This is a genomic window from Paenibacillus dokdonensis, assembly GCF_004916975.1.
Taxonomy (GTDB): domain Bacteria; phylum Bacillota; class Bacilli; order Paenibacillales; family Paenibacillaceae; genus Paenibacillus_AQ; species Paenibacillus_AQ dokdonensis.
Window position 1 is genome coordinate 2,278,634 of record NZ_STGQ01000001.1, and the last position, 13,258, is coordinate 2,291,891.

Genomic DNA, 13,258 nt, shown 5'->3' on the forward strand with positions numbered 1-13,258 from the left:
CAGGTAATTTATCGTTAATGCTGGCCTATGCCTTGTCCTATTCATGGACTAAAGACTCCTGCCTAACAAATATTCCACTCCTTACTCTTTCAAGATCTTCATTTTTGTCATCGTATCCAGCGTCAACTCCTTGGCGGTTGCACCGCTGCCGGCCACATTCGTTGCGAATACCCATGTATCCTTATCCGTCTCAATATAACCGACATAGGTCTGGGTGAAGGACTTCGGTGATTTTGTACAGGAACTAATCTCCGTGTGAGCTTCGGGTATACCAAGAATGGATGGATGTCCTCATAATCGTTACCAAAGTCATTTGGGTAATAAGCGAATCAAAAAAATAGCTTTTAGTTAAGTTTTATGAGATAGAAATGTGGAGTAGTTTGCCTGCGGCAGCTTCTCCTTTTGATCAAGCAGCGGGCAGGATAATTCAAAATAATTAAAGAACTATTACAAAGTGGAAATTTATAAGCATCTGATATTTTACTGCATAATAAATCAGGCGACTTGATTTACCACATGATATGCTCCTTTTGAAAGGAGGGGTTGCCGTGAATTGGCTTCAACGCATGAACCATGCTATTGACTATATTGAAGACAACTTAGAAAAAAATATTGATTATGAACAGCTGGCTAGAATTGCTCTATGTTCTGTTTATCAGTTTCAACGTATGTTTTCATTTGTACTTGAGGTATCTTTATCAGAGTATATCAGGCGCAGAAGGCTTACCCTTGCCGCCTTTGATTTAAAAAACAGACAGAATAAAGTGACTGATATAGCCTTGAAATATGGATATGAAACGCCGGAATCATTTTCGCGTGCATTTCAAAATTTACATGGATTGACTCCTACATTAGCGCGCAATGCAGAAAGTCAGTTAAAAGCCTATCCTCGCATCTCCTTTCAAATGATATTAAAAGGAGTTGTCGAGATGAATTATCGAATTGAGAAACGGGATGCCTTTCAGGTTTTTGGGTTAGAGGATATATACAATTACGATGATATTGCAAACCAAGAAGGTGTATCCATACCGGAGGTTTGGCAAAACATTTGCACGAATGGCCAGTTTGACAGATTACGCCAGTCGGTAATAGGGGATTGGTGGAGCGAAGGCAATTTCAGCAAGGAACTTGGAGCAGAGCAGTTTTTGCATTTGATTCCTACAAATTCACAAGCAATACCACTTTTCCTTATCTTATCGGCTGTTACAAATCGGAGGACAGCAGGATCACTGGATATACAGTTGTTAATGTTCCAGCGTCTACATGGGCGGTGTTTTCAACATTAAGTGATGAGAATGGCAGTGGCAATTACGATTTGCGCTCATTAAAAAATCGGATATTTTCTGAATGGCTACAAACATCAAATTGTAATATTCTTGATGGCGGCAATTTTGAAATGTATTGTACGAATAAAGAAGGTTATGAGTATTGTGAGTTATGGTTTCGAATTGAGGAAAAGCAAATAGGATAAACACAAGTTCGCTCGCCACTTAGTTTGATTGGATTTTGCGATGTCTAAATCCGAATTGAATTCATAGGGTTATTACCTAACCTGCACCTGCGTTTAATAAGAGATGATATTGAAATGTCTTTGGTCGAAAGTGAATGACCAGGGGCATTTTTTATTTATAAGCTCTGTGTTCCTTGATTGATGATTTGCGACTGAACTATCGTTACCCTTTAGCGTTTAGCAAAAATCACCAGAAGTGAAACGCAGTTTAGTGCTTCAACCTTCCTGCTGGTTTGTGATGATTGACCTCCTTACTTTTTTTCTTTATTCTTGTGCCCAGTATTATGAAAGCAGTATAGATTAAGATAGCAGTCGAATCGATTAACGTATTCGTAAGTGCTGAAACATCATATAATGCGGTTACACCGAGAATGACCATCAGACGAATGAGCAGAAGTGACACGATCATCCACGCAGCAAACCGGATCTTCGATTTCTCGCTCTGAAATGACAGGATAATGAATACTATGCCGAAAACCAGATTCTCGGCGGTAATAATGTGCCAGACATACGTGAATGTTCTCCGTGTATCCAAGGATATATCATTCACTAAGAGCATCGGCAGTACAGCGGATTGGCCGTTCCATGCGTGCGTAACGGCAAAAAGTATCGCAAGAAGGCCGGCAATCAAACAATAATAATTCTTAATTTTGATGTCCATCACAATCCTCCTTAGTTATTTCAGGTTCCTGCTTGTGAAGATCCCGGTAAATCTCCCGAACGAACACTGCCAGCCGCTGGTCACTTTCAAGATTAAAGTCCCTTAGTGTTTTAACTGCTATGTCGAGCAACTGACTAACCTTTTCAAGATGTGCGATTTTCTTGCGTGTTTCTGCTTTTTTGGCATCTAGGAACTCAGCGACCTCCTGGCAATAAGCAGAATCTACACTCTGCATTCTGTGGAACTGAAATTTCCCCTTGATTTCTTCCAAAGAAAAGTCCGCATACTGCATGATTTGAATATTCATTAAATCGACGATATCTTCCCTAGAATACCTGCGATAAGAATTGTGTCCCCGGGAAGGCGATACGATTCCAATACGGTCATAATACCGCAGTGTATCCTTCGGGATACCAAGTATCCGTGAAACCTCTTTTATAGAATATTGTTTTTCCATACATTCACAATAACATTGGAGTAAACTCCAATGTCAACTCGTTTTTACGATCTTTTTTTTCGCGTTTCCATTCAATCCTTACAACGATGCTGCCTGTTACTTCAATAAAAAAATTAACAACACAGTTTAACAAAACCTATATAAGAGAAGTAGTGAAATAGGACAGAGAATGGGATACAATTCCAAATAAAGGCTTGAATAATAGCGTAATTTGAAAGAAGATCAAAATGTCGGAGACATTAGTTAACAGGGAGTATATTCTCCAAGATTAACTTCATGAAAATAGGAGGAATATTTATGATAGCACTTAAGGAAATAGATCGTAACAATTTTTTTGATGTCATTAAGTTGAGAGTAGCTGATGAACAAAGTGAGTTTGTAGCGTCAAATTTGTTTTCACTCGCACAGGCTAAGGCTTTCCCGGAATGTGTTTGCCTGGCTATTTATCACGACGATGTTCTAGTGGGATTTACGATGTATTGTATAGATGAGGAAGATCATGAATATTGGATTTATAGGTTAATGATAGATACTAAGCATCAATCAAAAGGTTATGGAAAGGCTGCTATGGAATTGGTCATTAAAAGGATTAAAGAAGATATACAACATCATGTGATATACATTAGCTTTGAACCAGATAATATTTGGGCAAAACTTTTATATGAAAAATTGGGATTTGAAGAAGATGGCCGAGTGATAGATGGTGAGGTCGTTTATAAACTGGAATATTAAGAGGAAAAAGAGAATAAATCGTTCTACGATATAATAAAAAAGAAAAAGATAGTCTGTGCAATATAATAATGAAGGGAGATTTAGACCATGCAGCAGGTTGATGTCATCAAGGTTCAAGAGGATCAAAAGTCTATATTAAGACAATTGATCGAATTATATGAATACGATTTTAGTGAATATAATGATCAAGATGTCAATGATTATGGAGTCTATGGATATAAGTATCTCGACCATTATTGGACTGATGAAAACAGATATCCTTTTTTCGTGAAGATCGATAATAATTATGCGGGGTTTGTTTTGATTAATAGCCATAGCTATTTATATAAGGATGATAATACGAAATCTGTTGCTGAATTTTTTATCATGCGAAAGTATCGAAGAACGGGAAATGGGAAGAAGGTAGCAATTAAGATATTTGATATGTTTAGAGGTCACTGGGAAGTTCTCCAGCATGGAAATAATGGTCCATCTAAATCCTTTTGGAAGGGAGTTATTGAGGAATATACAAAGGGTAACTTTGAATTGCTTGATGTAGAAACGGAAGATTGGAAAGGCCAAGGATATATTTTTAATAATGGAGTGAGATAAGGTGATTCAATCAGTGAGGGACAAGTTGTGTGAAATCATCGAAAAACGAAAAGTATTCTGAACAAATATGGAACCGGAAGAAAGGAAGTGAAGAAACAAGATGAAAGGAGAATATAAGTTTCATGACGATTTTGAAATAGATGATTATATTAACCAAGCAGATGTTTCCGTTCCATTAGTAGCAATGATGTGTGGAGTAGCAGGATCCGGAAAAACAACATTTGCTCAAAGATTAGAGAAGAGAGGTTTTGTACGTGAGCATTTTGCATAATTCCGTTTTTGTTAGAAAGGCAGCAAAATCTAATTGCATCCGGGGAATTGTAGTGGCTCAATTCTAAAAATGGGCAGACCTGCAGAATTTCAGCGTTTGCAAATTTTTAAGCTGCGTTTTGGTTCTTTCTAGTGGTAGCAGAAAGAGCGGATACAAGCAGGACGATGGCATTCAGATACTGGTGAGTCGTTACTTTCTGAATGCCCCAGACATGCATGTCATCTGCAGTAAGATAGGTTTTCATTCTGGAGTTGCATCGTTCCACGCTGGTACGTTCGTTGTAAAGCTCCTTCCAGCGTTTGGTATCCCGATGCGGGCTGCTAGATCGCCGAAGATCGTCCTTTGCATCTACTTTGACGACCATGCCATAGTTGGAAGGCGAACAGGCGGACATTCCTAACGGGCAATCAACTTTACCCGTGGCGTGAGGACATCGGAACTTCAAGTAATCACCGTCAGCACCCCAATAAGTCATCGCGAATCCCATCGAGCAACAAGGCGTTCCGTTTGATGTCATCCCAGCAGGAGGTTCTTTCTCTCCTCGGGGGTTGAGGGGAATAATGGCTTGCGCCTTCACGTTTCGAGCGGCTTCGTAAACTTTCATTTGGTCGTAGCCCGCATCGAGCATAAAGAATCGCGCCTTTGTTTTGACAGCCGCCTTTTCAATCAAACCCGGTGCCATTTCCCCGTCATTGACATGCGCTGGCGTGACTTCCAGTGCGAGCGGCAATTCGCTTTTTGTATCCACAGCCAAATGGAGCTTGTAACCGAACCAAGTCACCTTGTTTCCGAAGGAGTCAAATTTCGCACCCCAATTCGCATTGCCGGTCTGCTCGCTTTTTCGTTTGGGCTGCTTCTTTTCGAAAGCATGGATGGCGGCGCTATCGATTGCAACGTGGCTGCCATCAATAATGCCGTCTTGCTGACAGCGTTTGACCAGATCTTCGAAGAGTTGCTTAGCCAGGTTTTTCTTAGTCAGCTCGCTGAAGACTCGGCTTAACGTCGAGATGGAAGGGACTTCGCGATCTAGCGGAAGTCCACACTGATAGCGAAATCGAAGATCGGTATCCAAACGATGATGCAAGCCCGTAAAAGTTTGAATATGCTCAAGTGGTGCGGCTAAGAGTGCACGTAAAATCCCTTCTCTACAATGACCATCAGCACCTCGGGGTGAACAACTTCTCAGTTGTTTGGCGTAAGGACGAAGATCCAAGACGCCAAAGAAGATTGGCAATCGATCTTTTGAATTCATTTTTAGCATATCTTCAAAGGAAAATAGACTTTCTTGTAGAATATACAAGGTGACTTCCTCCGTTCTTGGGGTTTTTGGTTTGGTCACCGAAAAACTTCTCCAAGTTGGGGTGAAGTCCCTTTTTTATGCTTAGAAATCCTTGTGTATCAAGGGATCAAGTTTATGCAAAACACTCATAATAGCAACTCATATTCCACAACGTAATATTTTGATTTTGGATATTTATGAAAGCGAATACATCTGGACTGATTAGAGAAAGGAAACGGTTGGGATTCATTTATATAAACGCGTCCATACAAAAGGAGGAAAAACGATGAACATTCAGACAGATATCGACTGGCCCGCATTTCTCTCTCGGCATGATATGTTGTGGAAGACCAAGCCCATAAGCTGGGACGAGGGGGCTTTTATAGGAAACGGACTTCTGGGAGCCATGATATACAGTGAAGAACATCGTGATCAGCGTCATGTGCTCAGATTCGTGCTCGGTAGGACTGATGTGACGGCAACGCGTTCTGGGAATCCCAAAAACTTTCCTGTACGTGTGCCCATAGGGGAGCTTGCGCTTGAGATGGTAGGGTGGATCTACCAGCCCTGCGAGATTCGGATAGATCTGTGGAACGCGGAAATGCGGGCGGTTATCCCTACAACAAAGGGAGAGGTAAGATTGCGGGCTTTAATTCACGCCACATCCCCAGTTGCATGTATTGAACTAGATACAGATGAAGGTGAGCAGGGGGCGGAAATAAACTGGTATGCCTATCCGAACGTGAACCCGATTCTCAAAAATGCCGATGGAATTAATCTGAATCAATATATTCCTCCGATTGCCGTGGAAAAATTCGAGGAGAAGGATGTGTCTTTCGGGGTTCAATCCTACGGTCAGGGTGAAGGCTGCACGACGGCATGGAAGATGCTTACTCATGAAAGAGCTGGAGCGTGCAAGGAAGAAGATATGCCTCGAGGTAAAAATCACCGAGTATGTCTGCTGACCGTAATGAACGGAGTATCCGAACAGGATAAAGAAAACGCCCGCAGGGAACTCGATACGATAGACGTTACGGAGACAGGCTTAGACCAATGGATTTCCGCCCACCGCATGTGGTGGCATAACTACTATCCGGCAAGCTTTATCTCGATTCCTGACATGCAGCTCGAGAGCTTTTATTGGATCCAGATGTATAAGCTGGCTAGTGCCACCCGAAAAGATATGCTGCCTATGGACAACCAAGGTCCATGGATGACTTCAACGCCTTGGCCGGGTCTCTGGTTTAATATGAACGTACAGATGAGCTATTCACCGGTGTATACCGCGAACCGGCTTGAACTTGGACAATCTCTCATTTCTTCGCTCCGGCAACATGAGAAGCAATTAATCCATAATGTGCCTGAAGCTTTTCGCAGCGATTCGGCCGGCCTCGGGCGGAGCAGCAGCTATGACCTGAACAGTCCGGTTGACGATGAGGTCGGGAATTTAACATGGCTTATGCATAATTGCTGGCGGCAATACCGCTATTCGATGGACAGCGAGCTGCTGCGCGACTTCCTATATCCGCTTTTGCGGCGTAGTATCTGCTTGTATATGCATCTGTTGGAGGAAGGGGAGGACGGTATGCTTCATCTTCCTCCCATGGTTTCGCCTGAATACGGTTCCTTCAAACAGCTCATGACCCGCGATTCCCACTATGACCTTTCACTATTACGTTGGGGCTGCGAGACATTACTGCATGCATCCGAGAGACTCGAAATTCTAGACCCGCTCCGGGAGAGATGGAATGAAATTCTCGCCCGCTTGACACCTCTACCAGTTGACCCGGCACTCGGCTACAAGATCGGTGAGGATCTCAGCCTGGAGTTCGGTCATAGGCACTTCAGTCATCTGCTCGCTGTTTTCCCGCTGCACATTGCCGGACGATCGGAGGAAGAACGGATTCTAGCCATCCGCACTCTCAGACATTGGATCGCCATGGAAGGCGATCTGCGCGGCTTCAGCTTCACAGGTGCGGCATCCATTGCGTCAGCGCTGGGTCTTGGCGATGAAGCACTCGCCTATGTGCGAAGCCTGATGCATTTTATTAAACCGAATACGATGTATAAAGAAGCGGGACCGGTCATCGAGACGCCGCTGGCCGGAGCGGAGGCGATACAGGATATGCTGCTGCAGAGCTGGGGGAACCTGATCCGGATATTTCCGGCCATTCCGGGAGAGTGGAAGGAAGCCGTCTTTCATAATCTGCGCACAGAGGGCGGCTTTCTTGTCAGCGCCGTATTCAAAGCGGGAAGAACCAAGCTGATCCGTATCCGCAGTCTTGCTGGAGAGCCCTGTCGATTAGTTACTGATCTCGCTCATTCGGAAGAAGGCTTCGTGATTGAAGTGCAGAATAAGACACCAGATTATAAGATACATGAGGGCCAATCCATTGAAATATCGCTTGGGCAAGGCGAGGAAGCGGTGATCTACGCGGCAGGCGGCAGTCAGAATGGGGCAATCGTACCAATACAGGGCGAACCCGGCATGTACAATTTTTTTGGAGGAAAGAAACCGTGGCGATTATACGGAATTCCCAAATAACATCAGGGAGGTAAGCGGAGTATGTTCAAGCAGCTGCGCAAGTACAACCGAAGCGTTATTGTAACCTGGTTAGTATCCTATACAACCGTTCTTACGGTACCTATTCTCATCAGCTTTGTGTTGTATTCGGTCTCGTTCAATCAGGTCAAGGCCGAAACGAACCGGGCGAATGACCTATTGCTCGAGCAGATGGAAATGTCAATTGACAGCAAGCTGAAGGGGCTGGAGCAGTTGAGCCTCGAGATTGCCTTAAACCGCAATGTTTCCAGCTTCTCCAGCGTTGATCTTCCGCTAAGGGATTCCCAATATTATGATTTATTCCAGATTTCGGAGAGCTTGCGCACTTATAAAAACGCCAATGATTACATCGATCAAATCTATGTATGGTACATGAATAGCGATACCGTGTTATCTACGTACGATCATATGAACCGCCAAGGTTTATTTCAAAAGCTGCGCCCGCAACAAAATACGACTTTCGAGCAATGGAACAACCTGTTCGAACAAAAATATGTAAACGGATACATTCCGATGAATTACTGGGGTGACGGCACGGCGACCCCGGTCGTAGTGTTCGCGCGCTCCCTTGTATTCAACACGCCAGGCCAGCCGCCTGCCATCATCATGTTCGTGATGAAGGATGCCAAATTGATCGAGAGTGCTCCCCGAAATCCGGATGCAAGCGTGTTCATTCTGAATGAGGAAAACCGCTACATTGCCGCTCCGGCGAATTCGGGAAGCCTGCTCCCACTACAGCTTAAACACGATGAGCTTCAGGGACAGCAGGGCATGGTATACAAGGAGGTTCAGAATCATCAGGCGGCGGTCTCCTACATTACTTCCAAAGTCACGGGCTGGAAATATGTATCCGTGCTGCCGGCATCCTTGTTCAATGAAAAAATGGAGTATATGCGCAGGCTTACCTGGATCAGCATCGGGCTCTGTTTTTTGGTCGGCGGCGTCATTTGCGTTCTGTTTCTTCGCAAAAATTACATGCCGATCCAGGTCATGCTGCAGAGTCTTTCCCATAAATTCGGACTCCGCTTTGACGGGGGCTTGAGTGAATATTCCTTCCTGCAGGGTGCGATCCAGGACTATTTTACGGAAACGGAAGATATGCGCGTCCGCTTTGATAAACATCGCAACACGATCCGGTCCCATTTGCTCCGGAGGCTGCTGAAAGGGGCGATAGACCAAGAAACGCCACTGCATGAATCTCTTGCTGCCCATCATATTCAGTTTTCATCTGATCGTTTTGCCGTCATGCTGGTATCTGTGGATGAATACGGGAAATTTGAGCAGTACGGATCGGAGGAGTTATCAGATAAAAAGCAGCAAATGCTGCATTTTATTCTGACGAACGTGCTTGAGGATATGGCGGCGGGCGAGGCTGCCGTATTCACCACAGACATGAATGATGTTCTTGCATCGATCGTGAATTTTCAGAACGGCATTTCTGAGGAACAGGAGCAGCAGACGCTACAGCGCATTACGGAACAGATTCGTGAATTCATGCATGTGCAAATGCAGGTGAAGCTGACGATTGCGGTCGGTGAGGCCCATTCCCACGTTTATGAAATTGCCCATTCTTATCAAGAGGCGCTGGATGCGCTTGAATATCGGGTTATACTCGGAAGCGGGCAATTCATCCGGTATGAGGATACCCATCTGAAGCATGCAGCGCAACATCATCATTATTATTATCCTCTGAGCGTCGAACAGCAGCTGATTTATGAGGTGAAGAGCGGAAATTATCCGAAAGCGGAAATGTTGCTTGAGGATATTTTCAGGGAAAACTTCTCGGGTCATCCGGTATCGGTGCCACTCGCAAAATGCCTGATGTACAATCTGGCAAGCACGATGCTGAATACGCTCGATGAAGTAAGTGAAACAAGCAAACGAACGCTGGAATCGCAGCTCCTCGATGTAGAGCAGCTACTTGCATGCGAACATGTCCTGCAGATGAAGGAACAGATGAAGGATAAGCTGAAGCAAGTTTGTGAATGGATCCAAACCGAAAAAAGGGATCATCACCGTTATTTGATTAAGGATGTAAGGTGTTACATAGAGAATCAATTGCATGATCCAAATCTGAATATCTCCATGATTGGGGAAGCCTTCCGAATGACACCCTCATATATATCGCGTCTGTATAAAGATCACGAGGGTGAAGCGCTGCTCGATACGATTAACCGTTTACGACTCGCCGAGGCCAAGGATCTCCTCCAGCAGCAGAAGCTGACGGTCAATGAGGTCGCTGGCCGTGTTGGCTATGCGGATGTCAGCACCTTTGTGCGAACCTTCAAGAAATTCGAAGGCATCACTCCTGGAGCATACCAAAAGACGGCGAATTGAATGACGAAATCAAAAAAAATCACAGGCGAATTTACGTTTTTGCCTGTGATTTTATGTTTTGTCTATGTTCATATATACGGATTTGTTGAACAATGAGCATCGAGTACTTCAATTTGTAAGGGTATTCATAAAACAATCCGAATCGGGGGAATGGCAATGGTCCAACGTTTGCTTTCCAGTAAAAGTTTGGTAAAACACTTCAAAATGGGAGTTTCCGCCTTCTTGCTCATGAGCTTGGTGCTGGCGGGATGCTCCCAGGGCGATGGCAAGAAAACGGAAGCGAAACCGCAGGAAGACAAAAGTGCTGCTTCAGATCTCGGCACGACGTATCCGCTGAAGGCGAACAAGGGAATTACATCGTGGGAAAGCTTGAATAACAACGCGGTTACGTTCTTCCCCAATCTGGCTGACACTCCATTCGGCAAAACGCTTGCCGAGAAAACCGGTGTAAACGTGAAGTATATCCACCCGAATGACCAGCAGACGAAAGAACAATTTAATCTGATGATCGCCTCGGATGAGCTGCCGGATACGATTGAGTATGACTGGACAGGACGGAGTGCGGGTTCCTATCCGGGAGGACCGCAAAAAGCGATCAAAGACGGAGTTATTCTGGAGCTGAATGACATCATCGACCAATATGCGCCGAACCTCAAGAAAAAGCTGGAAGCGGACAAGGAGCTCGACAAAATGGTGAAGACGGACAGCGGAAAATATTATGTATTTCCGATGATCCGCAATCCGTCCGGGCTTGTATTCCGCGGTCCGATGATCCGCAAGGACTGGCTGGACGAACTGAATCTCCCTGTGCCGACAACGATTGACGAATGGGCAACTACTTTGAAAGCGTTTAAGGAGAAAAAAGGCGCGACAGCCCCGCTAAGCGTAACGTACACGGGAGGCAATTTTGAAATCCGCGATGCCTTTATCGGAGCATTTCACACGTCCAACAATTTTTATATCGATGATGAAGGAAAAGTAAAATACGGTCCAGTGGATCCGCAGTATAAGGATTTCCTGACGCTCTTCCGTAATTGGTTTGCGGAAGGACTGTTTGACAAGGATTTTGCGCTTACCGATAGCAAAGCATTGGACAACAAGATTCTGACGGGTCAGACTGGCGCAACAGTAAACCTTCTCAGCGGCGGCATGGGCAAATGGATGGACGCGATGAAGAAGCAGGATCCGAAGTTTGAGCTTGTGGGCGCTCCTTATCCAACACTCAATAAAGGCGAAGTTCCGTTTACCGGACAACGTGATTTTAAATACAATCCAGGTCCAAGCAAGGCGATTACGACAGCCGCCAAAAATCCTGAACTGGTCGCAAAATGGCTGGACTATGCTTACAGCGACGAAGGCGCCATGTTGTTCAACTTCGGGATCGAAGGGGAGAGCTACACCATGGAGAATGGGACCCCGGAATACACCGATTTGATTAAAAATAATGAGAAATACAGCCTACAGCAGATGGTATCGATCTATTCCAAGCCGAATGGTCCATATGAAGCGGATGAACGCCGCAACTGGAACACTTTCCCGCAGCAGGACGAAGCAGTTAAGATTTGGTCCAACACTGAGGCGGAGAAGCATACGCTTCCGGCTTTTCTAACACCGACGGATGCAGAAAGCAAGGAGCTCGGCAAAATCCTGACGGATGTGACCAACTATAAGGAAGAAATGTTCGTAAAATTCATCGTCGGTAAAGAACCGATGGAGAATTTTGATCAGTACGTGTCGCAGATCAAGAAGCTGGGCATCAACCGGGCCGTCGAAATCTACCAAAGCGCTATGGATCGTTATAACAAGAGATAATGCCTGTAAGTCCGGGGGAAGGCTGCCTGACTTCCTCTGGACGGCAGATTGATCATGAGGAGTGACAACGGCATGGCGAAACATCCATCTCGAGTGCAGCATGCGACCTTGCTGCCTGCTGCCCGCTCGAATACAACGAGCCGGTGGGGACTGCTGAAAGATATTCGGAAAAATCCCTGGCTGTATATCATGCTTACACCTGTACTGCTGTACTTCACCGTCTTTCATTACTATCCGATGTATGGAGCTATGATTGCTTTTAAGGACTTTTCGCCGCGGCTCGGCATCACGGGCAGTCCATGGGTAGGCTGGGAGCATTTTGAGTCGTTTTTTCAGGGGATTTACTTTTGGCGCGTCATTAAAAATACGTTAATCATTAGCTTCTATGAGCTTGTTTTCGGTTTTCCGGCTCCGTTGATATTGGCCCTACTGTTAAACGAAGTGAGAAAAACGGTGTTTAAACGAACCGTACAGACATTGACGTATATGCCCCATTTTATCTCGCTGGTTGTCGTGTGCGGTATTATCAAAGAGTTTACGATGAGCGACGGGATCGTTAATGATCTGCTTTCGTTCTTCGGCCGGGAACGGGTATCGCTGCTGCTCGGACCGGAATATTTCCGGACCATCTTCATCTCGTCAGGGATTTGGCAAAATATCGGCTGGGGCACGATTATCTATTTGGCTGCGTTGGCCGGAATCGACCAGGAACAGTATGAAGCTGCCAGAATGGACGGGGCAAGCCGCTGGAAGCAGATGCTTCATGTGACCTTGCCGGGGATTATGCCCACCATTATCATCCTGTTCATCCTTGAAATGGGCAGAATCATGTATGTCGGCGGCGAGAAAATCATTCTGCTTTATAATCCGTCCACCTACGAAACAGCGGATGTGATCAGCTCCTATGTGTACCGTGTAGGGCTTCAGGAGTTCGATTACAGCTTCAGCTCGGCCGTGGGGCTATTCAATTCGGCAATTAACTTCATGCTTGTCATCTGCTCGAACTGGTTGAGCCGAAAGATGAACAATACGAGCTTATGGTAGG

General features: G+C 45.1%; 12 protein-coding genes. 9 read left to right on the top strand and 3 right to left on the bottom strand.

Annotated features, from left to right (window positions below):
- The first annotated feature begins 548 nt into the window (after window positions 1-548).
- Window positions 549-1,286: a helix-turn-helix domain-containing protein gene (locus E6W40_RS10535; RefSeq protein ID WP_246072954.1), complete on the top strand. Its 738-nt coding sequence runs from the start codon at window positions 549-551 to the stop codon at window positions 1,284-1,286.
- On the top strand, window positions 1,196-1,471 hold the full coding sequence (locus E6W40_RS29985; RefSeq protein ID WP_246073070.1) for a GyrI-like domain-containing protein: 276 nt from the start codon (window positions 1,196-1,198) through the stop codon (window positions 1,469-1,471). Before E6W40_RS10535 ends, E6W40_RS29985 begins: the two co-directional genes overlap by 91 nt.
- A gap of 247 nt (window positions 1,472-1,718) precedes the next feature.
- Here the strand turns inward: E6W40_RS29985 and E6W40_RS10540 are convergent, their stop codons facing one another.
- Together E6W40_RS10540 and E6W40_RS10545 are read right to left on the bottom strand one after the other, a co-directional pair.
- The gene (locus E6W40_RS10540) at window positions 1,719-2,171 is read right to left on the bottom strand and encodes a hypothetical protein (protein ID WP_211146993.1); all 453 of its coding nucleotides are present in this window, start codon (window positions 2,169-2,171) and stop codon (window positions 1,719-1,721) included.
- Window positions 2,155-2,628 (bottom strand): MerR family transcriptional regulator, encoded by a 474-nt coding sequence (locus tag E6W40_RS10545; protein ID WP_136605431.1) that lies wholly within the window; start codon window positions 2,626-2,628, stop codon window positions 2,155-2,157. Before E6W40_RS10545 ends, E6W40_RS10540 begins: the two co-directional genes overlap by 17 nt.
- Window positions 2,629-2,925: 297 nt before the next feature.
- Between E6W40_RS10545 and E6W40_RS10550 the strand changes: the two genes are divergently transcribed.
- The 3 genes from E6W40_RS10550 (at window position 2,926) to E6W40_RS10560 (ending at window position 4,222) form a co-directional block, all read left to right on the top strand.
- Window positions 2,926-3,360 carry a GNAT family N-acetyltransferase gene (locus E6W40_RS10550; RefSeq protein ID WP_136605432.1) on the top strand — a complete coding sequence of 145 codons (435 nt, stop codon included), beginning with the start codon at window positions 2,926-2,928 and terminating at the stop codon, window positions 3,358-3,360.
- 87 nt (window positions 3,361-3,447) lie between these two features.
- Window positions 3,448-3,951, top strand: coding sequence for a GNAT family N-acetyltransferase (locus tag E6W40_RS10555; RefSeq protein WP_136605433.1), 504 nt, complete (start codon window positions 3,448-3,450; stop codon window positions 3,949-3,951).
- 100 nt (window positions 3,952-4,051) lie between these two features.
- Entirely contained in the window at window positions 4,052-4,222 is a 171-nt protein-coding gene (locus E6W40_RS10560; RefSeq protein WP_246072955.1) for an ATP-binding protein, read from the top strand.
- Between the two features lie 106 nt (window positions 4,223-4,328).
- Here E6W40_RS10560 and E6W40_RS10565 read toward each other — a convergent pair whose 3' ends face one another.
- Window positions 4,329-5,522 carry a transposase gene (locus tag E6W40_RS10565; RefSeq protein WP_136606927.1) on the bottom strand — a complete coding sequence of 398 codons (1,194 nt, stop codon included), beginning with the start codon at window positions 5,520-5,522 and terminating at the stop codon, window positions 4,329-4,331.
- Between the two features lie 265 nt (window positions 5,523-5,787).
- On the opposite strand from E6W40_RS10565, the gene E6W40_RS10570 reads away from it, so the two are divergent.
- From E6W40_RS10570 to E6W40_RS10585, 4 genes are all read left to right on the top strand, one after another.
- Window positions 5,788-8,046: a glycosyl hydrolase family 95 catalytic domain-containing protein gene (locus E6W40_RS10570; protein ID WP_136605434.1), complete on the top strand. Its 2,259-nt coding sequence runs from the start codon at window positions 5,788-5,790 to the stop codon at window positions 8,044-8,046.
- Window positions 8,047-8,067: 21 nt separating this feature from the next.
- Window positions 8,068-10,401 carry a helix-turn-helix domain-containing protein gene (locus E6W40_RS10575; protein WP_136605435.1) on the top strand — a complete coding sequence of 778 codons (2,334 nt, stop codon included), beginning with the start codon at window positions 8,068-8,070 and terminating at the stop codon, window positions 10,399-10,401.
- 156 nt (window positions 10,402-10,557) lie between these two features.
- Window positions 10,558-12,213, top strand: coding sequence for an extracellular solute-binding protein (locus tag E6W40_RS10580; protein ID WP_246072956.1), 1,656 nt, complete (start codon window positions 10,558-10,560; stop codon window positions 12,211-12,213).
- 72 nt (window positions 12,214-12,285) lie between these two features.
- A complete protein-coding gene (locus E6W40_RS10585) occupies window positions 12,286-13,257 on the top strand; it encodes an ABC transporter permease (RefSeq protein WP_136605436.1) in 972 nt (323 codons plus the stop codon).
- The last annotated feature ends 1 nt before the right edge of the window (window position 13,258 follow it).